This window comes from Streptomyces sp. R302 (genome assembly GCF_012927245.1).
Classification (GTDB): domain Bacteria; phylum Actinomycetota; class Actinomycetes; order Streptomycetales; family Streptomycetaceae; genus Streptomyces.
On the sequence record NZ_JABBGE010000005.1, the window covers coordinates 485,292 to 510,236 of the forward strand.

A 24,945-nucleotide genomic window follows, 5' to 3' on the forward strand; every position below is an offset into this window, starting at 1 on the left:
GATGACCGTCTCCGTCGTTCTGTACACCTCCGACCTCAGGGTCCACGACCATCCGCCGCTCAGGGCCGCGGCACAGGGGGCGGAGGAGGTGGTGCCGGTGTTCGTCCGCGACCCGGCCGTGGACCGGGCGGGATTCGCGGCGCCCAATCGGCTGGCCTTCCTCGCGGACTGTCTGCAGGACCTCGACCGGGCCTTGAAGGAGCGGGACGGCCGCCTCGTGGTGCGGGAGGGCGACACGGTGTCCGAGGTGCGGGCGCTGGTACGGCAGACCGAGGCCGACGAGGTCCACGTGGCCGCCGGGGTGACGGCCTTCGCGCGGCGACGCGAGGACCGTCTGCGCAGGGCGCTGGAGGCGGACGGCTGCCGCCTGTACGTGCACGACGGAGTGGTCACCGTCGTCCCGCCCGGCGACGTCCTCCCGCAGGGCTCGGACCACTTCGCCGTCTTCACCCCCTACCACCGGCGCTGGGCCGCCGTGCCGCTCCGCGCCCCCTTCGCCGCCCCGAGGAAGCTGCGCGTGCCGTCGGGCGTGCGCTCCGAACGCGTCCCGCGGCGCTCCGCCGTCGCGGACGTGTCGCGGGCCCTCCCCGAGGGAGGGGAGAGCCTGGGACGCAAGCGCCTCGGCTCGTGGCTGGCCGACCACCTCGACACGTACGAGGAACACCACGACGACCTGGCGGGCGACGCCACCTCCCGCCTCTCGCCCTACCTCCACTTCGGCGCCCTCTCCGCCACCGAGGCGGTGCACCGGGCGCGCAGGCGCGGCGGGGCCGGTGCCGACGCGTTCGTACGGCAGCTCTGCTGGCGCGACTTCCACCACCAGGTGCTGGCCGCCCGCCCCGAGGCGGCCGGAGCCGACTACCGCTCCCGGCCGGGGGGCTGGCGGGAGGGCGCCGACGCCGACGCGGACCTCGCCGCCTGGCGGGAGGGGCGCACCGGCTACCCCCTCGTCGACGCCGCCATGCGCCAGCTCGCCCACGAAGGGTGGATGCACAATCGGGGCAGGCTGATCACCGCCTCCTTCCTGACGAAGACGCTCTGCATCGACTGGCGCGAAGGGGCGCGCCATTTCCTCGGCCTGCTGGTGGACGGCGACGTGGCGAGCAACCAGCTCAACTGGCAGTGGGCGGCCGGCACCGGCACGGACACCCGGCCCAACCGCGTCCTCAACCCCGTGGCGCAGGCCAAGCGGCACGACCCCGACGGCAGCTACGTGCGCCGCTGGGTCCCTGAGCTGGCGGACCTCGACGCCCCGGCCGTCCACGAGCCCTGGCGGCTCACCGGACTCGACCGGGCGGCCCTCGACTACCCGGACCCGCTGATCGGGCTCTCCGACGGCCTGGCGCGCTTCCGGCGGCTCCGCGGCTCCGCCTGACCCCGCACGCCTCCCGACGCGACGAGCGGCCGGGATTTCGACGCGAAAGCGGTGCGAGTCGTGCGAAGGAGAGTGTCAGCCGGACCGTGAGGAAGTACGGGGCCGCTGAGGTCACGGAGCCGACGCTCCCGCAGCGACGGCGGCACACCCGGAGGAGGAAGCGTCATGACCGCACACCGGACGACCGGAGACCTCGTCACCGCGGACGCGCTCACCGACGACCGGCATCGCCCGCGGCCCGGCCGAGCCCCGCGAGGCGGAGGACATCACCCGGCAGGTGCTCGTCGCCGCGTGGCGCGGACGGGCCGACGTCCGTCCCGGGCGGGGGCACCCCGGCCGGCCTGGCTCACCGGCATCACCCGCCGGAAGATCGCCGACGCCCTGACTGCCCGCACCCGCCGCACCGAGCTCGCGGAGACCCTCGGCACCGCCCTGGAGCACGAGGGCCGGACGGTCGAGAAACCCGAGCGGGTCCTGGATCGCCGACCGCACCGGCATGCCGCTCGGCACGGTCAAGAGCCACGCACGCCGCGGTCTCCAGCGCATGCGCCACAGCCTCGAACGCGCCGGCGCCGACCACCGACCGGCCCGGCGCCGCCGACCGTCACACAGGGCACACAAGGGGGAGAACGATGAACGGACGAAGCGTCGCCGTGGTAGGGGCGGGGGTGGCGGGCCTCACCACGGCCCACCTCCTGTCCCGCACGCACCAGGTGGTGCTGTACGAGTCGGAGAACCGCTCGGCGGGCACGCGCACACCCACGAACTGCCTGCCTCCGGGGGCGGCACAATCCACGTCGACACCGGCTTCGTCGTCCACAACGAGCGCACCTACCCCCATCTCCTGAGTCCCTTCCGCGAGTTGGGAGTCACCACCCAGGACGCCGAGACGAGTATGTCCGGCCGGTGCGAGGGCTGCGGCCCCGGGTCTCCTCGGCGGCGGCAACGCCCGCCGGGGCCGTCACCTGCTGATGCTCGCGGACGTCCCGCGCTTCCACCGCGCCGCGCGCCGCCTGCTGGCCGCGGACGACATGAACCCCACCCTCGGCGGCTTTCTCCATGCACACCGCTTCTCCGCCCACTTCGTGAACCACTTCGTGATCCCCCTCGTCTCCGCCGTCGACTCCTGCGCCCCCGACACCGCCCTGCGCTACCCCGCCCACCACCTCTTCTCCGCTTCCTCGACCACCACGGGCTCCTCGGGGCGACCGGCTCCCCGCAAGGGAAGACCGTCACCGGTGGTTCCGCGGAAAACGTCGAACGCATCGTCAAGCCCATCGCCTCCGTGCGGACGGCGAGTCCACCGAGCACGCCGCCGTCGTGATCGCGGTCCATCCCGACCAGGCCCTGCGACTCCTCGCCGACCCCACCGAGCGGGAACGGCGCGTCCTCGGCGCCTTCACCCACTCCCGCAACCCGACGGTCCTGCACCGCGACACGAGCCTCCTGCCGCGCTCGCCGCACGCCCGGGCGCCGTCCAGGTCAGCCACGACATGAACAGGCTTCAGCGACTCCGTACCGGCGAGCCGCACATCGTCACCCTCAACTCCGGCGACCACGTCGACGCATCGACCGTCCTGGCCCGCATGACCTGCGAACACCCCGTCCACACCCCGGAGTCCGCGACCGCCCAGAGCCTCCAGCCCACCCTCCGCACCCCCGTCACCGCGTATGCCGGCGCCTACCAGGGCCGGGGATTCCACAAGGACGGCTGCCGCTCCGGCGTCGAGGCCGCCCGTCACCTGGGCGCGACGTGATGACGGCCGAAGCCGTTCCGCCGCCGGTCCCGACCCTGTACGAGACCGAGATCGCCCACATCCGCGTCACACCGATCCGCCACACGCTTCGCCACCGCACCTACATGTGGCTGGTCGACCTCGACGACCTGCCCGTCCCGCCCCGGCTCCTGCGCCCCTCGCCCGTTTCGACCCGGCCGACCACTTCGACGGCTCCGCCCCCACCCTGCGGGCCGGCCTCGACGCCAGCCTGGCGCATCGCGGCGTGCGGGACGGCGTGCGGGACGCGGACGGGCCGGTCCTGATGGCGGCCCACGCGCGCGTGCTGGGCCACGTCTCCAACCCGCTCACCCTGTGCCGATGCCACGACCGCGCCGCCCGCCCCGTCTGCGCCGTCGCCGTGGGGTGCACACCACATCCGGCGGACGCCACACGTACCTGCTGCACCCCGACGCGCGGGGCCGCGCAGAGACGGCCAAGAACCTCCACGTCTCGCGGTTCCTCGCCGTAGAGGGCACGTACCGCATGTGGCTGCCGCTCCCCGGCGACCTTCTCGACCTGGTGGCACCCGCCCCCTGACCGCCAGGGTCCGCGGCACCCGTCGGCCCGCCGGTCCCCGCACTCTGCTGGCGGCCGTGCTCCGCCACCCGTGGCCGACCGCGGCCGTCTCCCTCGACATCCGCCGCCACGGCATCCGGCTCCACCTCAAGGAGCCCCGCGTCCGGACCCGGCCCCGCACCGAGCCCACCCCGAAGGAAGGCACTCCGCGCCCCTCACGCCTCCCCGCCCACCGTCCGCTCCGTCCGCGTCCCGGCCGACCCGCTCCGCGCTGGCCCGACGTCGCCCGGACCGTCGTGCCCGCCTGCTCGTGGAGCGCGCCTTCACCCGGCTGCCACTGCGGACACGAGCGGGCCGTGACACCCCGCCCTCGCGGGCACGCGGACCACCGACGACGGTCCCGCACCGACGCTCACGCTCCACGACCCGGACGCCTACCTGATCGGGGACTCCGGCACCGGCAAGTCCCACCTGCTCTGATCGGCCTCGGGACGGCCGCGGCCATGACCGGATGCCGTGTCCGCTGTGTGTTGGCCGCCAAGCGCGTCAACGAGCTCATCGAAGCCGCCGACGCGAAGCAGCCGTCCAAGACGATCGCCCGCCACGGGTGCGTCGACCTTCACTGCATCGATGAGCTGGGACACCTCAAGCTTGACCAGAGGAGCGCCGAGATGCTGTTCCGACGGCACCATCGTCGAGACCGGCACCGAGTCCTACCGCCTCGCCCGGACCTAGGCCGAGCAGCAGGCGAAGAGGTAGTCCTCACGGATGACCGGTCACCGTCTGGATGCGGATCACGGCTTCTGGCGATCTTGGCGATCTTGGCGATCGAGATGGTCGACCAGTTTCGCCTCGCTGCGGCGCAGTCGAACAGACACGTCCTCAGGGAGGGGCCCCAGTGCGTCGACAAGGACACGTGCCCGAGGAACGTGAACCATCGCACCGGAGTAGATCCGGCACCCAGAGCACCATGCCAAGCCGACGCACCGCTCGAACATCGAGGAGTCGGGTGCGTAGAGACGGAACTGGTAGGAGCGGACTTCAGTCCTGCAGGCAGCACAGATTCGGCCATCACCGTCCCCGACCGTGTCCCAGTTCGCGACCTTGATCCAGTGCTGCCGCCCGGCCGGTGCTCTTCAAGTCGTCATGAGCGGCATTCTCTCTCATGGCCCATCAGCTCACCTCAACAGTCCCGCAAACCAACATGGCTGGACCCGCTGGGACGGACCGGAACCCGGAGCCACTTCACGCCGGAACAAGTGCCGTTTCAACCACGGACCTGGGGCCCGGCCAGACCGAAATCCGAGGCCACCTCGCACCGTCGAGGCCCCCCGTGGAGGTCGTTCTCCCGCAGTGACAGCACCGGTTCGCCATCCCGTTCCCCGACCTGGTGCGATGCACCGACCTCGGGCGGGACTGCCGCTGGGCTGTCTTCGACGCCCGCCGGGACGACCTGTCCTGCTGGCCGGTCGTGCTCACGGCGCCGAGGCCGTGTCGGAGCACGGCGGCTCCACGAATTGCTTGCCGATCTCCGTCTTCCAGTGCGCGGCGAGGGCGTCGCTCGTCTTCCCGGCCGGGACCGGGCGGGTGAAGCGGGCGATCCAAGTACCGCCTTCGGGCCCGAGGACGGACACCTCGTAGCGGCTGCCGGGCTGCAGCTTGGCCGCCGAAGCCTGCGGGAGGCCGACCTCGGCCTCGGTGGGCAAGGTGCCCTTGTAGACGGCGAGAGTGCGGACCTTGAAGGTCTGCATGCCGGCGTCGGTACCCTTGGAGACGAGCCGGCCGCGCTCGACGACGTCGACCAGGGCGAGGTTCTGCGCGCGGGCGGCCTCTGCCGCATCTGACTGCGTCGGATTGCACAACGCCTCCACGTGTACATCCTCGTCCTGCTGGAGGTAGGCGTAGCCGCCGATGCCCACAGCGGTCACCAACGCGAGGCCGGTGGCCCCGATGACGGTCCTGTTCATGGTCAGCCCCACAGCTTCTTGTAGTTGGCCTTGTCGACGTCGGGGATCCACGTGATCTCGTAGCCGGGCGACGGCGCGTTCTTCCACATCAGGGAGACGACGTTGTCGGCCTTGTGGCACAGGCCGAGCGCGTGCCCGAGCTCGTGCAGGGCGACGTACCGGATCCGTTCCTTCGACGCGCCACGGAGCTTCTGCTTGTTGAAGATGATGTAGTCGGTCGCGCCGATTGATCCGTGGCGCTCGTAGCGGCCGAGGGGGTCGGTGTCCCGTGTGCCGAGGTTGGCGTCCTTGAACTCCAGATCATTCGAAGTGATCGCCGAATCGGCGACCACCTTGATTCTCGAGCCCCGGTACTGCCACGCCGAGATCGCGAACTTGCGGGCATCGTCATAGGCGGTGTTGTCGGTCCAGCGGATCTCTCCGTCGTCGACGGCCGAGAACCCCCTGGTCTCGGTCGCGCCGCCGATGCACGGCGCGGGCTGCACGGCCGCGTACGCCGGCGGAGGAGCGGTGAGGGTCAGACAGGCCGCTGCGGCGAACGCGAGCGGTAACGATCGGCGATTCACGCTGCGGAGCGTAGCGGTCACGCCGGCGAATGCGTGGCGGCGCGGGTGGAAGTCACTCTCCGGTGAAGGCAACCTTCCAGAAGGCAACCCGGGGGCCCTCAATGTGCGACAACCCGTGGGCAGCTCCGAGGGTCGCTCAGCTCCCGGCCATCTTCCGGAGTAGGCGGGTCGCGGGACAAGCAGGAAGACGGTCGATGGCCTCGTACAGCGTCGTCACCTGCTCCAGCGCTCCGGCGCCCGGGAGCGGTTCTGGAGCGCGGGGGGCCGTCTTCGGTAGCAGGAGGCTGTCGGCCGCCGTCGGCAGGGCGGGAAGCAGGGGAGGGGCGGCGAGAAAAAGCGCGGGCAGGCTGCGTCGCATCAGGTTGGTGATCACTCCCGGCGTTCTATCCGCCGCCGCATCCGGCGCGGAAGGTGCCCGCAGGCTGGATCACCCGAGTGGGTGGCCCGATTCACCAGAGAGACATCACTGCATGGCGCCGGTCGTCCAGCAGCAGCTCTGACCCTCCGGCACCCCCGGAGACGGAAAGCTCGTGGAGACCTGAGCTTTCGACAACGCCCGAGAGCTCACGCCACTGACCCGCTGAAGTCGATCCGGCGAAATCACTTCGGGCCTTCATCATGTCCTGAGGGGCTCGGCTCCTACACGTCAGGGGGCCTTGCCAACCCCGGGCGACGAGAACCAGACGGGCAGCTTGCGATGCCAGCGCGCACGCATGAGGCCCGGATCCTGTGGATCCGGGCCTCATGTCACTTCAGTAGCGGGGACAGGATTTGAACCTGCGACCTCTGGGTTATGAGCCCAGCGAGCTACCGAGCTGCTCCACCCCGCGTCGTGAGGGCCAACTGTACGCCACCCACGGCACCGTCCAAGACCAGGCCAATGAAGCCGTCCGCGTCTCCGTGACGCTGCGGGCCCGTGCTGAACCGGCGCGACCTCGGCCGGCCCACCTCCGTCTGCGCGGAGAGCACCCTTTCTGAGCAGGCACTCTATGAGGGGCTTTGCCGTTTCTTGACGATTCTTTCTTCTGAAAGGAGTGTCAGCACGTCTGCCTGCATAAGCCTGGTCACGGCGTCGAAGCCTGCGGGGCATCAGCCGCAGCGGTACGTCCTGTTGCAGTGCCCCCGCATGAAGCATTACAAGATCCTCCGCGACTGCCGCCAGCGCAGCCACGGTCTCCACGACGCGGTCCAGGCCGTCGCCCACCTGCACAACCTCGCCCTCGCCGCATGACCGGACAGACCGTAAACCGGCCCTGACCTGCCTGATCACAGCCTTCTGCAACACGCTTCAGCCCCGAGTCAGGAATTTTGTTCGGGTACGCGAATTTGGGTCTGTGGCACCGAGACTGGCAGGCCGAAGGGCAAGTTGATCCCGCTGGAAGAATGGCCGAGCGGCAGTCGAGGTACGGGGACAGCCTTGCCCCACGTATCTGCGAAGGCCGGGCATTTAGACGTGGCAGCTGACGAACCTCCGGTTCAGATCACGAGGCGAACGGCTCGCTGTCCCAGTGCCAGGGAGTGATGGCGGTCCAGGCATGAAGGTAGTTGCGGGCCGCGAAGGCCGAGGGAACGAGGTCGGGAGTGACACCGAAGGCGTCGGTCAGGGCGGGCAGGGCCTCCGCAAGGGTGCGTAGGAGCCGGCCCTTGAGCGCCGTCAGGTCTTGGGCGGTGGGGGCGTCGAGCTGGCCGTGTGCGGTGTACCAGCCCGCGTGGGCCAGCACGCGGTCGCATCCGTACAGCTGGGCGAGTTCGCGCAGCAGGGAGCCAGCCTGGTCCTGATGTCGGCAGGCGTCCTCCTGGAGGGCGTGTGCGGCCCAGGCAGTGGCGGTGGCCTCGGCGAGCGCGGCCGCATCGGTGCCCGAGCGCGGGTCGGCGCCGGCCAGAAGGGTACGGGCGCGCTGGTTGAGCAGGTGTAGCCAGACAGGCGCGTCGGGAGAAGGTTCGGGTAGCGGGGTGGTGCGTGTGCCGGCGAGGGTTCGGCCGGCTGCGACCTGGAGGACCTGATTGTCGCCCTCGGCGGTGATGACGCCCTGGGTGATCCCCAGGTAGTCGGTGATCATGTTGGCACGGAACATGCCTTGTGCGCCGAGGCGTTCGCGGCACTCTTGCAGGGCGGCAAGAGCGGCTGCCGACAGGAGGGGCTTGGTGAGCATGGCCAGGGTGAAGGCATCCGGTCGGGGGGCGCTCGCATCGCTCAGGGCGGCTCGGGCGCGGTTGCCGAGCGCGGTCGCGGCGTAAAGGCGGGCTGCGGTGATGGTCAGCGGGACGCGGACGTTGTCCCGGTCGATCATGGGGATCTGGCCGGCGGTGAGCCGCTGTCGTGCGTAGGTGACGGTGATCCATAGCGCCGCGCGGGCTGCGGCGAGCGAGCCGCAGGCGAGCCCGACGCGGCCGGTTTGGAGCTGCGCGATCGTGTGATGGAAGCGGGCTCGCAGGCTCTCGACGCTGCTGTGAAAGCGGCCGTCGGCATCGAAGTGCGCGATGTCGCCGGCGAGCCAGCCCTCTTCGGGTACCACGGCGCCGTCGAAGCGGATCAGCGCGTTGTCCATGGGGCAGAAGCCCTTGTCGGGCAGGCCGTGCACACTGACCACGGTCGGGTCTTGCTGAGAGGCGGGCAACGGGAGCAGGAAGGGGAAGACACCCTCGTCGCGTCCGTCCGCAATGAGACGGGCGGCGACCACGGTAATGCGCGGCACGGCTTCCTCGGCCACGTTGGGCATGAACTTGACCGCCGCTGGCGTGGGCGTGTGGAGGGTGAATTGGCGCAGCTCGGGATTCCAGCGGGCTTCTGTGCGCATCTCCAGAACATTGCTGCCGTAGCCGAGTTCGGTGAGCAGGAACACTCCGACGTGTCCGGCGTCGTCGAGAGCCGAAAGTGCGCGCTCCTGCCTTTCGTTGGCGTGTCCGAGGCGTTGGATGGCGCCGATGGTGAGGGTGAAGTGTCCGCTGAGGATGGGGAAGAGGTCGGGGGCGGCGATGGCTGCCCAGTCGAAGAGGGCGAACATGACGGCCGGGTCGGCGGCGATCTTCCGAGAGGGGCCCAGGCGTGCGACGACGTGGCGCAGCTGTTCGTACGCGATCCGGGCGCGGTCGGTGTCGGTGCGCGCTGAGTCGCTGGGGACGATGACCGCTTTGACCGCACGGCGCACTGCCTCGTCGGCATCGTGTCGGCCGCCGTGCACGAAGGCGGCCAGCGCCTGGGTGACGGGCTCTGCGGCCAGGGGTGTCTGTGTGGAGGTCACCAGGGGTCCTTCCTGCAGAACTGTGCTGTGGTGTCGGAGTGTTGGTGGGGGCTTGCGTCGGTGGAGCAGATCGGGTGCGGGTGCGCTCGTGGTAGCGGTCGCATTCGCCTGGATCTGGATCTGGATCCGGCGACCGCTTGTCGCGCGGTTCAGGGGTCGGGTTCGCGCGGCCTGTAGTCCTGATGGATCAGCACCGCGTCGTCGTTGATGTCGAGGTCGTAGTCAGCAGACGGGCGCGATGGATCCAGGTGCAGCTGTCCCGAGCCAGGTTCCTGGGACGAGAGTGCTTCCGGCGCTGGATATCTGCGCGAATGTGCTGCTGGCCGGTCATCTCCCGCCCCACTCAGCACCTGCGGGCACTACTGCTGGCCGCGGGGAGTCCGACGCGCGGGAGCAGGCCTGGCTGCGTCGGACAGGGTGTGCATCTTGGGGCCGGTCTACCCCGGTTCAGGGGGCTCGGGCCTGCACGTTCGCCCCCTTATTTTGCGCGGATGTGAGCGGAGTCGAGGGCCGCTCGTGTCGGGTCGACCAGGCCATGGCGGTCCAGGAGCTCGAGCACCTCTGGCGCAGCCGGCCACCAGACCTCGGTATCGGGACCAGATCAGGAACCGGTGGTACACGGTCGGCTTCGACGCCCCGAAGCAGGGCGGTAACGCCCGCCAGGCACAGCTGGACACCGGGACGTAGATGATCGCAGCGAACCGTTTCATCAATGTTCGCCACCCTGGCGCCGTGCGGTGGCCTTCGCAGGGGCGGCAAGCAACGGCCTTGCCGACTCTCGCAACCCGTGCGGAACGATCCATCCCCGCCGCCCACTCCCCATGACTCCCTCAACTGCTAACCGACCATGTAGGACACGGTCTATGAATTTCCGACTCAGGCCCAGTAGTGATGCGTTACGTTGGGTGATCTTGCCTGGTGACGGGCTTCTGCTGCCTATGAGGTTGGGCGATTTGGCAAGGACCTCCGTGATCTGCTGGGTCAGTTCGGCATCCTTCGTCGCACGGGGGCCGGGCGGGCCGGAGCGACGGGCATAAAGGCGGTCCTGGAGACCTTCATCAGCTCACACGTCCGTTTGAGGCTGTGGCCTGCACGCTTCTCCGCCTCGATGAGCGGGTGCAGCGTCACCGGGTCTCCTTCGCGAAGAAGGCTGTGGCCCGCTTGAGGGTGTCGACGTCCTCGCGCAGCCGGCGGTTGTCCCGCCGCAACGCGGGCAGTTCCTCGCGTTCACTGCTGGTCAGCCCGTTGCGCTCGCCCTCGTCGACCTCGGCCTGCTTCAGGTTGACCGCGAATCCGCGCAGACCAGCGGCCTTGTGGACGTTCAGGTATCCGCTGGTGTCCGGGGGCCGATGGCCGCGGCGATCTGGATGCGGGAGGTGACGCCCAACTTGGTGAGGATGTGCTCGACGTGGGTGTCGGCGGTGCGTTTGGAGATGTAAAGGCGTTCGGCGATCTGACGGTTGGTGAGTCCTTCGACGATCAGGCCGGCGACTTCACGTTCGCGTGGGGTGAGAGGGCCCAGGGGGCTGCCCTCGTCCGCCGCCGAGGACGGGCAGGACCCACTGGCGTGATCGTTCCCGCAGGCGAACTCAACGAGCTTCGCCACCGCCAGGCGGCCCCCGTGCGAGTACGCCTGGGTGAAGCGCTCGGCGCCCAGACCGAGCATCAGGGTGCTCTCGGTCTCCGTGTGCAGTCTCTGCAGCGCCCGTACCCCCCAGAGAGCGGTGCCGACCTGGCGCCATAGTGCCGCGGCGCCCCCGAGCAGAGTGGCAGCGTGCTCGTGTTCCTGTTCGCCGCAGGCGACCCAGGAAAGGAACTCCACCGTGGCGGCCAGGCTCATGGTCTCGCCCTGGGCAAGGGCGGAGGGCAGCACTCTGCGCCCCAGCTCGCGGCTCTCAGCTGGTTTGCCGTCTGCCCACAGTGCCAGTACCCGCGCGATCGTCAAGTAGTTGCGGGCCCACCGCTCATGGGGCAGGTGCGCCAGGTCCCGCATGCACGTCTCCACTTCCCGCAGCGCCGTCGACGGGTCGCCGTGGGCGGCGTGGAACACCGTGGTGTTGATGTAGCTGGCCGCCAGCGGGAACTGATCACCTGATTCTCTCAGGAGCCGACGGGACTTCTCGTACGACGCCAGAGTGCTCGCGATGTCCCGACTCCACATGAGCATTTCGTAGGTCTCGACGTACAGGGCACGGGCGCGCAGGAAGTCGTCGTCCAGGGACTCGGCCACGGCCCGGCAGCGCCGCACCATCTCTCCTGCCTCCCGGTCGGCCTGGAGCAGTCCGTAGTAGGAGCCGTAAAACAGGGCGATGCCCTGCTCGAGTGTCGGCTCCGGCGCGGCCGCCAGGGCTTTGTCGATCCAGCGCCGCGCCTCGGTCAGCCGGCTCTTGCCCAGCCAAAGCCCCCACAGGCCGTTCACCAGCCGGAGCGCGGCCTCACCTCCGGGGTGGGCGATGGCGAAATCCATGGCGACCCGAAAGTTGTCGAAGTCGGCGGCGAGCCGATCCCCCCACGCGACCTGCTGGTCACCCATCCACTCCTCGCCCGCCTGCCGGGCGATTCGCAGGAAGAACTCCTGATGGCGGTGTGCGTACTCCTTGGTGCGGCCGCTGTGTTCCAACTGCTCGGCGCCGTACTCGCGGATCGTGTCGAGCATGCGGTAGCGGTACTCGGTGGCGACGCCGTCCGCGCGCTGCACCACCGATTTGTCCACCAGGGCGCCCAGCAGATCCAGCACGTCCAATCCCGCCAGCTCGTTGCCGGCACCGACTTCCTCGGCAGCCGCGAGGGTGAAGCCGCCGGCGAACACCGAGAGCCGTGCCCACAGTTCCCGCTCCGGTGCCGAGCACAGGTCATGGCTCCACTCGATCGTGGTCCGCAAGGTGTGGTGACGGGCCTGAGCCGTGCGCACTCCGGCCAGGATCCTGAACCGGTCGTCGAGGCGGCCGAGGATCTGCTCCAGCGGCATGGTCCTCAATCGCACGGCTGCCAGTTCGATGGCCAGCGGGATGCCGTCGAGGCGGCGGCACAGCGCGATCGCCTCGGAGCGGTTGTCGGCGTTCAGTTCGAACGACGGCAGGGCCGCCTTCGCCCGAGCGGCGAACAGTGCCAGAGCGTCATTGCTGTGTTCGTCGGCGTCCGCTTCCGGGCTGGGCATCGGCGGGATCGGCAGGACGCATTCGCCGGGCAGGGCCACGGGCTGCCTGCTGGTCAGCAGGAACGCGAGCCCCGGGGTATGGCTGAGGAGGATGTCGACGAACACGGCCATCGCGTCCACCAGATGCTCGCAGGTGTCGAGCACCAGCAGTGCTTGCTTGTCCGCGAAATGGTCGATCAGCTGGTCCATCGACTCCTTCGACGCGATCTCGGGCAGGCCGACGGCGGTAGCCACCGTATGAGGCAGGAACTCGGGGTCACGAAGACCGCTCAACTCGGCGATGCTCACACCATCCGGAAAGTCGACCGCCATCTGGTGAGCGGCCCGTACCGCGACCCTGCTCTTGCCGACCCCACCGAGACCTGTGAGCGTGACCACACGCGCCTGCGTCAGCGCCGTACGGACGGCCTCCAACTCGGCCGCCCGGCCGATGAACCCGGTGCTCTCGTTCCGCGCACCCGGCCGGGCCCATGTCCACTGAGTCACAGCATCCTCCCTCTGCGTCACCGTGACGCTCTCATGTCCCCGGCTGACGACGTACCCGAGTTCGTATCCGGGGATCGCGTCCGGCCGAACCGGGACGGAGGCCACAGCCGTCGACAGCCGCTGTCGGCATGAGAGTTCAACGAGGACCTCCGCAGCAGGCAACGTATACGTGCACGGAGACGGAGCCCGCCAGGTACGCATACGGGCACGTACGTGACGCCAGCTGTACGTATCCGCTCCGCCAGGGATACGGATCTTGGACGCCACTGGCACGGGAGACCCCTGTACACGGGGCAGAGTCGTTCTTGCACCGAACGAAGAGGGCGGGCGTAACCCGCTGTCGAGCAGGAACCTCGTAAGCCCCCCGGCATGGAAGCGGATCCACGTGAGCAACCTCGCCACCGCCCTGGTGGAAACAGCCCGGCGATACCCGCAGCACCTGGCAGCGCAAGGGGAGGACAGATCCCTGACCTATGCCGAACTGGATGAGCTCAGCGCCCGTGCCGCCGGCGGACTACGCGCCCATGGAGTGCTCCCCGGTGACCGGGTGGGGCTGCTACTTCCCTACTCCCCGGCTTTCACAGTGCTCTCCTTCGGTGTGCTGCGCACCGGGGCGATCGTCGTGCCGTTGTACCCCACGGCCCGGTCGCTCGCTGTACCACCCGGCCATGACGCCTTCGGCACACGGCTTGTCTTCACCGTGCCCGACCCGACAGCGGACCGGGAAGCGGGGCGGAGCGAAACGACGCTCCTTCCGGTCGGATCCGACTTCCTCGACCAGATGGCGTTCTGGCCCCAGCACACGTGGGTGGCCGACCGTGGTGATCGCGACCCGGCAGCCGTGGTCCGGATCGACGACACCCTGGGCTCTGCCCGGATCATCATGCTCAGCCACCGCGCGCTACGTGAAGCCGTCCTGACCATCAGGACGCTGGTCGGCGGAACGGTCGTGGACACTGATCGCGTGTCCGCGTCGTTTCCCTCCGCCAGACCGGCCTACGGCCTCGCAGCGCTGATGCACAGCGGAGCATGTCTGTCCGCCCGAGGAAGGCGCGCCGCAGTGGCACCCGGCCACCGCAGGGAGACGGCTGCTGTCAGCCTTGCGGCCGGGCCGGGAGGATGGCGTTGATCAGGTGGCGGGAGATCCTGGCCGCGCTCGCGAATGACACTCTGGGCGACGCCGAACGTGAGGCCGTCTTGGCCCGGGCAGCGGTCAGGCTCGCCGCCGATCGTGGTGAGGCCGGGCATCGGCCCACGATTGAGGAGGTCATGACCCTGGCCCGTGAGGAACTCGCCGTCACCATCGATACCGGACAGGCCCGGGCCGCCCTCGACACCTGGGAGCACGCCGATGGGTAGCGCAACTTCGCCTGACTGTACCGAACTTGACATGGCCGGGATGGGCGGGGTGCAGGATCGGGCGGGCCCGACGACCGCGAGCTCGCGAACTCCCGCGGCGGGGGTGTCCAGGCCCTGCCCGACCAGGACGGTGCGGACCGCGGTGGTGGTCTCTTCCCGCAGCACGGGCGGGATCGTGGCGGCGGCGGCCGGTCGTCCCTGAGGCCGGACTGCCGCATACCGCGCACGAGGACGAGCCGGTGTCCGAGCCGGTGTCCGAGCGGGGGCGGCTGGAACGCCCGGTCGGGGCGGAGGAGGACCCCTCGACGTCGACGCACTCGTCCGCGGAGCCTTCCCCTCACCCGGCACCGTGGCCGCGGCTCGGTGGCTCTTGCCGCGCCGGACTCCCAGGGGCGCCTACCGGACGTCCCGGCCGCCGCAGGGCAGGACGGCACCGCCTCGGGGCCGGCCCGCGCCCGGGTGCGCCCGGACCGGCGCCCCACTCATTCGGGTGGTGGTGGTGCCGTACGGCCGACCGGTCGGCCGGGTTGCCCCGACACTCGGTTGGCAGTGCCCGCAACGGGCTTTCGCACCTGAGCTGTCGCGGGGTCGGGCGGCTGCGGGCGTCCGCTCCTGCCGACCGCTCTTCGAACAAAGGAGAACGACGATGACCGAAGCAATGGCGTACGCGGGACCCGGGACGGGCATGTGGCTGTTCCGGCAGGACTGGACGTTCACCACCGTCCCGGACTTCGGCGACATCCGGGTCTACGCCAAGGCCCTGCTGGTTGCGGCCAAGGGCGACGGCGTCCTCGCCCAGGAGGAGCGGGACTGGGTCCTGGGGTACATCGCCGTTCTCGCCGGAGGGAACCAGGACCTGCTGCGGGAACTCGCCGAGTACCCGGCCGACGAGGACGTGGTCGCCCTGTTGGAGAGCTCGCAGGTGCTCACCCGGGTCGCTCGCGTGCCGCTGGTCTTCGACGCGCTGCGGGCCTGTGACGCGGACGGCGTCATCGCCCCCGGCGAACTGGAGCAGATCAAGCGGCTGGCCGCCGCGCTGGGCATCGCCGAGGAGACCGTGGACCGCCTTCTGGAGGTCCACCGGCGGGAGAAGGAGGCCCACGCGGCCAGGATCGCTGCGATCTTCCCTGAGGGCACCCCGTTCTAGGACGCGTTCGGGCGTGACCGCTCTGCGGGGCCCGCCCTCGTGCCCGGACGCAGGGGCAGCGGATTCCGACACGTGCAGAAACGTTCACTTGTCGCCGGCTCGCCACCTCCGGCCCGTGCATCCGAAGCGGTACCTCCCAGGCGCCGGAGTAGAAACGATTCTCTGAGCGCAGGCCGACGACGCACCGTCGCGCGGGCAATCCGTCCGCCGGCGGTGCGGTGGGCACGAGGCCGCAGCCGGTCCCGGCCCGGTGCGGGGCGGTGGGCAGAACCCGCCCGGTGGAGGCCGGACGCCACGGCACGCTTCCCCCACGCCCCGATGGCCCGTACCGGCCTGAACGCCCCGGCGGGCCCGTACCGGCCCGGCATCCGCCAGCCGAAGCCCGGATCTGTCCGGCGCCCGGGCAAGCGCACCGGGCAAGTCGACGCCGTCGCCGGTGTGCGACGGGCCGTCAGCGGGCGTCGGGGCGCGGGACGTTCCAGGAGGGGTGGTCGTTGACGTCGGCGACGGTGGCCCGGGACGTCTCCTTGTAGCGCCGGGAGAGGGCGGCGGCGCGTTCGACGGGGAGCGGGCCGCCGTGCTCGGCCGCGCGGGCGATGATCTCCTCCGGCCCGAGGGCGCGGTTGGCCAGGACCAGCGCGTTCAGGACCGGCCGGCGCAGTTCGTCGTAGTACCGCAGCGCGGTTTCGGGGTCGGCCTCCCGGGCCAGGCACCAGGCCAGCACCCGGGCGTCGACCACGGACTGGGAGCCGCCGTTCATGCCCATCGGGAGTATCGGATGGGCCGCGTCACCGAGCAGGGTGACGCGTCCGGCGCTCCAGAACGGCAGCGGGTCGCGGTCGACCATCGCGTACGCGAAGACGGCGGAGGTGTGCTCGACCAGGGCCGGCAGGTCGATCCACGGCAGGTGCCACTCGCGCAGGCGGGCCCGGGCCTCGGAGGCCGTGACGGGGCGGACGTCGGCGGGGGTGACGGGGCCGCCGGAGGGCGGTTCGTCGGGCACCTCCAGCACCCAGTTGAGCAGGTCCACGCCGGGCCCGACGGCCGGGGCGATCGGGTAGGCGACGAACTTCGCGCCGGGCGTGCCGCCCGCCACCACCAGGGAGCGGCCGTCGAGCAGCCTCGGATGGGGCGCGATGCCGCGCCACATCAGGACGCCGTGCCGGCGCGCGGCGCCCTCGTGCGGATGGAGCCGGGCCCGGACCGCGGAGTCGACGCCGTCGGCGCCGATCAGGACCTCGGCGTGCTCCACCACCGTCGTCCCGCTCGGCCGGTCGAGGAAATGGGCCCGCACTCCGCCCGGCACCGTCTCGAAGTGCCGCAGCCGTCGCCCGGTGCGCACCGCGTCCGGCCCCAGCCGCTCCCGCACGGCCGCCAGCAGCAGGGCGTGCAGGCGGCCGCGGTGCACGGAGTGCTGCGGCCAGCGGTAGCCGGCCGCGGTGCCCACCGGTTCGTCCCACACCGGAGTCCCGCCCCGGTCGTAGTAGCGCAGCCGCCGCGGCTCAAGGCCGATCGAGGCCAGCCCGTCGGCCAGGCCCAATTCGGCGAGCTCCCGGACGGCGTGCGGCAGCAGGTTGATGCCCACGCCCACGGCCTCGATCGCCCGCGCCGACTCGCTGACCCACGGGCGGAACCCCGCCGCGTGCAGGCTCAGTGCACAGCTCAGCCCCGCGATCCCGCCCCCGACGATCCCGACCCGCACCGCGCCCTCCGCCCTTCCCTCGCAGTCCCCTCGTCGCCGAAGCCCGAAGGGACAGAGGGGAAACGTATTTGCACCGATTCGACCGCGATGTCCGGACGCAGGACCTACCGAACCTCGCGAGCCACCCGACACCCTGACAGCCGACCGCCCGCCCGCGGCCCGCCCTGCCGCCCTGCGACCCGAACGGGTGAACATCTCCCCGATGCAAGCCGTGTCGGCGGACCTGCTGCCCCTGCTTCGGCCTGCCCGGTGAACGACCACCGTCCCAGGTGCTGTTCCCGCCCCCGGTGTCACGGCCCGGACGGCCCGCCGTGCGTCCGGTCGTCGGCGACCGCGTCGGAATGGGCCTCCACCAGGCTGCCCGCGCCGACGGCGAAAGACCTGCCGTGCCACCGCTGAGCCTTTAGGGCAACCACCGATCGGGTGGCGGCTGGGTGCTCAGGATGAGGGCAGAGCGAACGAGGCTCCCGAGCGGTTGAGCGAGATGTCTCACGCCCCAGGCAGCCCAGCCAGGAAGCCTCGCTGGGCGCCGGTCTCACCGCGCCAGGACAGGTGAGCATCCGCGGGCCCGGCACCGCCCCACCTGCTTCTTCTATGCTCCCCAGTCACTCTGTGTCCCGGTCTCGCCGTCCTTCGTCGCGCTCGCCCAGATTGCCCAGATCGCCCAGGACGGCGGCGGGGCACTGCCCGGGGTGACGGGGGCGGCCCCGGGGGCTGGGTCTGTTGGACCAGCCCGCCGGTGACCCAGCGGAAGCTCGGCCCGCCCACTCACCACCAGCCCTGGCCGGACCCCATGGGTGGGAGCGCTGTTGACGGGCTGCGGCCCAGAGACTTACTGATCGTTTCAGAATGAGGTTCGGAGGCGGCGGAGGCATATGAGGCTGCGGGCCAGTTCGAGCAGGCCCTGATGGAGATCGGCGCGTCGCTCGTAGCGGATGCGGAGTCGTTTGAATTGGTGCAGCCAGGCGAAAGCGTGCTCTACGACCCAGCGCACCTTGCCCAGTCCGGAGCCGTGGGCGACGCCGCGCCGGGCGATCAGGGGTTTGATGCCGCGCTTCCACAGCAGACGCCGGTACTTGTCGAAGTCGTAGCCCCGGTCGGCATACAGGCGCCGGGGCTTGCGGCGGGGGCGTCCGCGAAGGCCCCGGATCGGCGGGACGGCGTTCAGCAGCGGCAGGAGCTGGGTGACGTCGTGCCGGTTGCCGCCGGTGAGTGTGACGGCGAGCGGGGTTCCATGGCGGTCGACGATCAGATGGTGCTTGGAACCGGGACGGGCACGGTCGACGGGCGAGGGGCCGACATGGTCCCCCCTTGAGCGCCCGGACGTGCGAGCCGTCCACGGCGCAGTCGCCCAGGTCCAGCAGGTCCGCGCGGCGCAGCTCGGCCAGCAGGGCGGCGTGCAGACGCGGCCAGACGCCGGCCTCGGTCCAGTCCCGCAGCCTGCGCCAGGGAGGCCGCCGAGCAGGCCCTCGACGGTGGAGGCGGAGAACTTCCGGCCGCCCACGTTGATCACCTCGGCGGCGCGTCCGTGGAAGGCGAAGGTGCCGTCGGGCAGGCGGCTGGCCCGGTCCCCGGTGCGCAGCCAGCCGTCCGGGGTGAAGGCGTCGGCGGTGGCCTGAGGGTCGTCCAGGTAGCCGCGGAACAGGTGCGGCCCGCAGTACTGCAGTTCGCCGACCCGGCCGACGGGGCAGGCGTAGCCGTCCTCGTCCACCACCCGGGCGTTGGAGCCGGGCAGCGGCCGGCCGATGCCGCGTGTGTCGGCCTGCGGCGCGTCGCACAGGCCGGTCGTGGTCCCCGCACCCAGTTCGGACATGCCCCACTGAACGACGGTCCCCGCCCCGGTCAGACGTCGCACCTCACTCATCAGGGCGGCCGGCACCGCCGCGCCGCCCGTGCGCACCTCGCGCAGCGAAAGCCGCCCGTCGGCCCCTGGGGCGTCGAGGCGGTGGACGACGTCCCGCAGCTGGGCCGGGACGGCGAACAGCACGTCTGCCCGGGCCCGCTGCGTCAGGTCGAGGAGCGCTCCGGCGTCCCAGCGCGGCAGCAGTGCCTGCCGACTGCCGGTGAGGACGGCCCGGTGGACCGAGAGCAGCCCGAACAGGTGGGTGAAGGGGCTGGCACTGACGATGACGTCGCCGACGCTCGCAGCCGCGTCCTCCACCACCGCCAGGGCGTTCGACAGCAGGGTGTCGTGGCTGTGCAGGCACAGCTTCGGCCGATCGGAGACGGTCCCCGAGGACGGCAGAACCACGAACGGCAGCTCCGCATCCAAGGGGGCGCCCACCGGCCGGGCCCCGTGGTACCGGGCCAGCAGCGCTTCCAGCGAGCCGCAGCGCGCATCCCGCCCTGCCCCACCCGAGCCCGCAACGGTCAAGACCCACTCCAGCGGCGCCGGTTCCGACCCGGGCACTGGTGCGTGCTCGGCCGCCACGATCAGGCCGCGGGCTCTTGCCCGGGACGACAACGCGGCCACCTCCGCCCGACTCGAGGCCATGTGCAGCGGCAGCAGGACCGCGCCGAGCTGCGCCACGGCCACATGGGCGACCAGGAACTCCCAGGAGTTCGGCAGCCGCACGGCCACCACATCGCCGACGCCGATGCCCAGGTGCTGCAGTCCACGGGCCAGGGCGGCGGCCTCGGCACCCCACCGGGACCAGGACAGCGCCCGTGAGCCTCCGACGACGGCCGGGGCGTCCCCGAACGCCTCGACCGCCGCGGCGAACACCTCGCCGAAAGACCGGGAATCCCTGCGCCGCACCGGGGACGGGGCGGGGGCCAGATAGTCGTCGGTCGAGATCGCCATGCTCACCGGCTCCGACGCGACGCCGACGCGCACAGCGAGGAAGGCCCGCGGCGACGAGCCGTCACCAGAGCGGCGCCCAAAGGAAGTTCGTCGACCTGGAGCACGTCGAACCCGGCCGCGTCCAGCAGCCGACCGTACTCCCGAGCGGTCCGCTCCCGACCGCCCACGTTGCACAGCATGTGCAGGTCCCACCGTGCCGCCAGCGACGCCCTCCCCTCGTCGGGCAGCAGCCGCTCCACCAAGAGCAGCCGCGCACCGGCCTCCATGGCCCGCGCGCACCGGCGCAGGATCACCGCGCAACGCTCGTCGTCCCAGTCGTGCAGGACCCGCGACAACACGTACACGTCCCCGCCGGCGGGCAAGGGCCGGGTGAAGTCACCGGCCACGAACGCGCAGCGCTCGGCACACCCGGCCTCGGTCAGCCGCCGGCGCGCCCGCTCCAGCACGTGCTCCTGCTCCACCAGCACCCCCCTGAGGCCCGGTGAGCTCGCCAGGATCCGGCTCAGCAGTTCACCGCTGCCGCCGGCGACATCGACCACCACCCGGGCCTGCGAGAAGTCGACCAGCCCGGCAACCGGCTCGAACATCAGCGAGCTGGCAGCCATCGCGTCATCGAACAGCGCCGCCAACTCCGGACGCCGGGCGAAGTACTCGAAATGAGGGGCGCCGAACACCACCTCGAACGCCTCGCGTCCGGTGCGCACCGTGTGGTCCAGAGCCGCGAACGACCGGTAGAACGGCCCGCCGTACAGCAGCGCGAGCGGACGCAGGCCGTGCGGCGCATCGCGGCGAAGCGTTTCCCCCAGGGCGGTCAGTTCGTAGGACGCACCGACCGGGGCCACCACACCGACGGCCGCCAGGTAGCGCAGCAGGCGGGCCAGGCCGTCCCCGTCGACACCGAGCCGGCCGGCCACCGCCTCCACCGGATCGGGCGCCCGCCCGGCGCCCGGCCCGGGCAGGTGGTCCGCCAGCCCCAGCCGCGCCGCCACCGCGATCGCCTGCGTCGTCCACGCCCCGGTCATCAGCTCCAACATCCCCGCCACCGGATCCGGCGCGCCGTTCTCCCGGTGCCACGACAGGACCGCAGAGTGGTGGCCATCCACCCGCAGCTCCAACCGGCGCCATCCGCCCGGTCGCACCGCGTCAGCCACAGCTCCGCGGAAGTACAGCACCGTGCAGTCCTCGACCGCGTTGTAGCCGCCGCCGTCAGCCACCAGCCCGCTGTCGGCCAGCAGCGCGCGCAGCCCCATCACCACCACGTCGTCGGCGGTCGTGACCTGTAACGCGACATGGGCCTCGGAGCGCAGGACCCGCTCGCGCACCGCGATCGCGGACAGCCGCGACCCCGGCGGCACCTCCAGCACGAACAACTCGACCGTACGAGGACCTCGGCCTTCGTCCGGCAGATGGACGTGCGCGATCACCACCTCCAGGCCGCCGACGGGCACGCCGTAACGGCGGCTCAGCCGCTCCCGCACGACCACACTCGGCCGGGGCTCCTCCACGGTCATCCCCTGCGCCCGCAGCTCGGCGAACAAAGCCCGCATCGACGCAGGGAAGACCAGGACCGCCACATGGGCCACTCGGCAGTGCGAGGCGACAGAGTCCCGCTGCCCGGCTGAGAGCCCGGGGGCCAGCTGCGCCAGGACGCTGTCCGTGTCCGCGGCGCGGATGTAGCGCAGGGCTTCCCCGATCGATGCCTGATCAGCGTCTTCGACCAGGCCCGACGCCGCCTGCCGGACTGCCATGCACACTCCTCCGCCTTGAACATGCCGCAGTGGCACAGCCAGGCACATCAGCGCCGTCCGCCGCCCCACGGAACCTGCCCGCCCTGCCGCAGCAGCCTCCCGGTCCTGCGGGCCCCGCGCGCCAAGGACACCGGGCACGCCCACGCACCCCCGGCCCTCTTCCGGTATCCCAACGAGCCGCCGAACCGACGGACACGGGCACCGCAAGGTCCCACCGATGCTGCGGTGCCCGCCCGTTGTCGATTGTCGATCTGTGGGACCGCGTATGCGCGGAGACCGCTTCTGGAACCACGGCAAGCCCTTGGCCTGTACTCCTCCCGCACGTCGGATGAGAACTGCCTGCCTCATGTCCGCGGGTGTCCTGCAGCATCCGGGCCGGATCTCATGGTGTCTGGCTGAGTCGGGTCGGATCCCGGTGCGGGACGGTGACTGGGCTCGTCAGCACGCTTTGGTACGGCTCTGCCCCTGCAGTTGGCGCAGTAGCGTCTGGTCGGAGCGCAGCAACTGTTCCAGCCGGGGCTTCGGCAGAGCCGCACCGTGTCGGACTGGCGCGAGCAGCGGGAAGCTGGCCGCTATGACGCGATGCTGGCCCCAGGCGGGAAAGCGCAGCCACGCGGGTGAGGGCTACCCGATCGAGAAGTCAGCGAACTCGACGTCGGTGATGTGCACCCCGTGGGCACGCTGGCCGTCAGCGCGGAAGTAGGTGTGCCCCAGCGCGTGGGCGAGGACCATCAGTTGCTGCTGCTCGCCCGCGCCGGCGTCCCGAGCGGCGAACAGCTCCCGAGCGACCTCCCCGGACAGACGCTGGGTGATACGCCGCACCCGCGGATCGTCCGATGCCCCCGCCGCAGCAGCGAACCCGAACCGCGCCCTGGTGTGCAGGACGAAGCCCTCCGCCTCCGCCCGTGTCTGTAGCCGGGCCCGGATCCGCGGCTGCCACCGCTCAAGGACCGCTGCCTCGATTGCCTGGATCTGCGCAGGACCCGGCTGGTGCCGGGCTTCTTCGTCACCCACCGCTGCACTGTGCGCTGCGACACCCCAGAGCAGCAGCAACCCTCAGGGTGGAACCCCGGGTGTGCCGCGAGCAGGAACCGCAGGCGGGCCTTGGTGTCTGAGGGAACTGGCCGGGTGCGCAGCGCACGCTCCAGCCCCCTGCACGATCTCTCCCACGTCCATCCCCTCGAGCAGCTTGCAAGCGGCTCCTGCAGCCGGTGGCCTCAGGTCTTCCACACTTGGCCGCCCCTTCCACCCAGTTCCGGTGTATTCAGGACAACGCCCGCAGCCGTCGGCTACGCCCTGACCTTCCCCAAGCCGGTCGACAAACACGGCGCCAAACTCCTCTACCACAGGCCGTGGTCATGGAGGGAGGCAGCACGGCGCCGGCACCAGAACTAGGCACCGCTGTCGTACTGACGGCGTCGGCGTTCGAGCCAGTTCGGGTCGCGTGCAGGCACGGCTACGGACGACCCTTCCTCCACCAGATCCGCGTCAGACACGGCCATGATTCGGTCGAAGAGCCACACGAAGCGGGCGAATCGCAGGGCCGCGAACACCATGGCGTACTCGAAGATGAAACGGACGGAGAAGGGATCGCCGTCCCGGTCCAGCGAGAAGGCTGCCAGGATCAGAGCACATGCCAGCGCAGTGCCCTGCAGCAGACTGCGCCAGGTACGTCGAAGCTCACCATGACGTTGCTGCCGTACGGCACGCAGACGCTCACCGTTGGCTGTGGTGTAGATGGCGATAGCGATGGCGCTGAGACCGCCGATGGCAGATACGGCGCCTGTTGCTGCCGCATACATGTCAGTGCGCTGGGTGGCGCCGATCCAAGTGAGCCAGTCTCCCGACCCGGACAACCGGATGATGAGGATGTGAGCCCCGATGACCGTCACCGCGATCAGATAGTCGGCCCAGGCTCGCTCGGCCCACTTGTCGATGATGCTCGTACGGACGCCCACACGATCCCCCCCTAGGTCATGAATCCCCCGCGTCCACCGCGAGCCGGAGCGCGTCCTCATGCTCGGCCGCTGCTGCCAGGATGGCATCCACCGCTGACACGATCCGGATCGAGTTACCTTCCGCGTCCGTGGCCGGCACCCGCTTCTTGGCCGTGATGCTGTGCTCGACCAGCTCAACGAGGCGGGTCTGTTCCGGGCCGCCCGGGTCTGAGTACACAAGCCGGGCCCGCGCTCGTTCGGCACCGGTGACGACATCGGAGATCTCATCGAGGTCTGCCAGCAGATGCTCCCGGTGTTCCCGGAGTTCCTTCCCCCTGGGCACGGAGATGATCATCGTGACACTGATCTCTCCATAGGCATCGCCTGCAACGCGCAGAAGACGGGCCAGGCCCCCGGCTCGCGGCTGCTCCCGCAGAGCGCCCATCTTGTTACCCGTGACCTTCACCTCAACGCGGCTTGCCCCCACTGCGGTCTTGAGTTTCTCGATCTCGGAGTGCGCAACGACAGGCCGCAGCTGCAACTGGGAGCCGGGAAACATCTCGATGCCGTTGAGCCAGGTTTCAAGCGCCTTGTGGCTGGGCGCAGACACGCCACCCTGCATGATCCCCACCACGTTCCCAAACGGCAGGAAGCAGACCACGGAGGTGTCCAGGTAACCCTCATGTGCTGACTGCTCAAGCTCTCGGAGGTGGCCGGTGTCGAAGTTGATGACCGACAGCCACTCACCCGCATCCTTCACCCGGTGTAGCAGCAGGTGGTCCTCCATGTTGTGGGTGATCGTGGTGCCTACGATCCGGTGTTCGCCCTCGTGCGAACGTGCTCCGACAGGCGCCTGCGCCAGAGCCGCGAGCGCCCCGTCCCAATCCATGAGTTCTGGAATGCGCCGAGCCTTCCCCTCCTTGACAATGACCACCTCGAAGAAGCCGACGGTGCGTTCCTTGTGGTTCAGCGTCGCCACGACATACCCCCTCGGTCCTGACGCTCAGCAGATGAGCCTTTCAGCTGCCTAGCCCAGGTTCTCGGAAGATCGTAGGCCGACATGGAAGGAGCAGATCCGCACTTGCCCAAAACGACCAGGGCACGTTCTTCCCTACAAGTGCCCCTCTCGGTCGCGGCTACGGCCGCCTGTGCGAGAACTCCG

12 protein-coding genes, 1 tRNA gene and 7 pseudogenes are annotated in these 24,945 nt (G+C 70.5%); 7 read left to right on the forward strand and 13 right to left on the reverse strand.

The features are described from left to right. The first annotated feature begins 1 nt into the window (after position 1). The 4 genes and pseudogenes from HHL19_RS18490 to HHL19_RS18505 form a co-directional block, all read left to right on the forward strand. Positions 2 to 1,375, forward strand: coding sequence for a deoxyribodipyrimidine photo-lyase (locus HHL19_RS18490; RefSeq protein WP_169090926.1), 1,374 nt, complete (start codon positions 2 to 4; stop codon positions 1,373 to 1,375). A gap of 632 nt (positions 1,376 to 2,007) precedes the next feature. Next, a pseudogene (locus HHL19_RS18495) lies at positions 2,008 to 3,132 on the forward strand (NAD(P)-binding protein). After that, positions 3,132 to 3,866 (forward strand): annotated as a pseudogene (locus HHL19_RS18500) (DUF1365 domain-containing protein); the annotation flags it as partial. The pseudogenes HHL19_RS18495 and HHL19_RS18500, both read left to right, overlap by 1 nt. Before the next feature lie 241 nt (positions 3,867 to 4,107). Further along, positions 4,108 to 4,404 (forward strand): annotated as a pseudogene (locus HHL19_RS18505) (ATP-binding protein); the annotation flags it as partial. A gap of 740 nt (positions 4,405 to 5,144) precedes the next feature. Here HHL19_RS18505 and HHL19_RS18510 read toward each other — a convergent pair. The 3 genes from HHL19_RS18510 to HHL19_RS18520 form a co-directional block, all read right to left on the reverse strand. Beyond that, positions 5,145 to 5,636: a hypothetical protein gene (locus HHL19_RS18510; RefSeq protein ID WP_169090928.1), complete on the reverse strand. Its 492-nt coding sequence runs from the start codon at positions 5,634 to 5,636 to the stop codon at positions 5,145 to 5,147. 2 nt (positions 5,637 to 5,638) lie between these two features. After that, entirely contained in the window at positions 5,639 to 6,202 is a 564-nt protein-coding gene (locus tag HHL19_RS18515) for a matrixin family metalloprotease (RefSeq protein ID WP_169090930.1), read from the reverse strand. 756 nt (positions 6,203 to 6,958) lie between these two features. After that, positions 6,959 to 7,032: transfer RNA gene (locus HHL19_RS18520), tRNA-Met, on the reverse strand. 293 nt (positions 7,033 to 7,325) lie between these two features. On the opposite strand from HHL19_RS18520, the pseudogene HHL19_RS18525 reads away from it, so the two are divergent. Next, positions 7,326 to 7,433, forward strand: a pseudogene (locus HHL19_RS18525) (IS5/IS1182 family transposase); the annotation flags it as partial. 250 nt (positions 7,434 to 7,683) lie between these two features. On the opposite strand, the gene HHL19_RS38540 reads toward HHL19_RS18525, so the two are convergent. The 3 genes and pseudogenes from HHL19_RS38540 to HHL19_RS18535 form a co-directional block, all read right to left on the reverse strand. Beyond that, positions 7,684 to 9,444, reverse strand: a complete 1,761-nt coding sequence (locus HHL19_RS38540; protein WP_169090933.1) for an acyl-CoA dehydrogenase family protein — start codon at positions 9,442 to 9,444, stop codon at positions 7,684 to 7,686. A 481-nt stretch (positions 9,445 to 9,925) separates the two neighbouring features. Beyond that, a pseudogene (locus HHL19_RS37385) lies at positions 9,926 to 10,267 on the reverse strand (transposase); the annotation flags it as partial. Between the two features lie 498 nt (positions 10,268 to 10,765). Then, positions 10,766 to 13,087 (reverse strand): LuxR C-terminal-related transcriptional regulator, encoded by a 2,322-nt coding sequence (locus HHL19_RS18535; protein ID WP_346768428.1) that lies wholly within the window; start codon positions 13,085 to 13,087, stop codon positions 10,766 to 10,768. Positions 13,088 to 13,472: 385 nt separating this feature from the next. Between HHL19_RS18535 and HHL19_RS18540 the strand changes: the two genes are divergently transcribed. Beyond that, a complete protein-coding gene (locus HHL19_RS18540; protein WP_346768427.1) occupies positions 13,473 to 14,216 on the forward strand; it encodes an AMP-binding protein in 744 nt (247 codons plus the stop codon). Positions 14,217 to 15,092: 876 nt separating this feature from the next. Continuing rightward, complete coding sequence (locus tag HHL19_RS18550) at positions 15,093 to 15,593, forward strand: hypothetical protein (RefSeq protein WP_169090936.1); 501 nt, start codon at positions 15,093 to 15,095, stop codon at positions 15,591 to 15,593. A 451-nt stretch (positions 15,594 to 16,044) separates the two neighbouring features. Here HHL19_RS18550 and HHL19_RS18555 read toward each other — a convergent pair whose 3' ends face one another. From HHL19_RS18555 to HHL19_RS18585, 7 genes and pseudogenes are all read right to left on the reverse strand, one after another. After that, positions 16,045 to 17,295, reverse strand: coding sequence for an FAD-dependent monooxygenase (locus HHL19_RS18555; RefSeq protein ID WP_346768426.1), 1,251 nt, complete (start codon positions 17,293 to 17,295; stop codon positions 16,045 to 16,047). Between the two features lie 844 nt (positions 17,296 to 18,139). Next, positions 18,140 to 18,743: pseudogene (locus HHL19_RS18560) on the reverse strand (IS5 family transposase); the annotation flags it as partial. Between the two features lie 191 nt (positions 18,744 to 18,934). Continuing rightward, positions 18,935 to 20,098, reverse strand: a pseudogene (locus HHL19_RS18565) (class I adenylate-forming enzyme family protein); the annotation flags it as partial. A gap of 2 nt (positions 20,099 to 20,100) precedes the next feature. After that, positions 20,101 to 21,846, reverse strand: coding sequence for a methyltransferase (locus HHL19_RS18570; protein WP_169090940.1), 1,746 nt, complete (start codon positions 21,844 to 21,846; stop codon positions 20,101 to 20,103). 624 nt (positions 21,847 to 22,470) lie between these two features. Continuing rightward, positions 22,471 to 22,860: a hypothetical protein gene (locus tag HHL19_RS18575; protein WP_240981665.1), complete on the reverse strand. Its 390-nt coding sequence runs from the start codon at positions 22,858 to 22,860 to the stop codon at positions 22,471 to 22,473. A 377-nt stretch (positions 22,861 to 23,237) separates the two neighbouring features. Further along, complete coding sequence (locus tag HHL19_RS18580) at positions 23,238 to 23,804, reverse strand: hypothetical protein (RefSeq protein WP_169090942.1); 567 nt, start codon at positions 23,802 to 23,804, stop codon at positions 23,238 to 23,240. Between the two features lie 16 nt (positions 23,805 to 23,820). Beyond that, the gene (locus tag HHL19_RS18585; protein ID WP_346768557.1) at positions 23,821 to 24,762 is read right to left on the reverse strand and encodes a hypothetical protein; all 942 of its coding nucleotides are present in this window, start codon (positions 24,760 to 24,762) and stop codon (positions 23,821 to 23,823) included. Positions 24,763 to 24,945 lie beyond the last annotated feature (183 nt).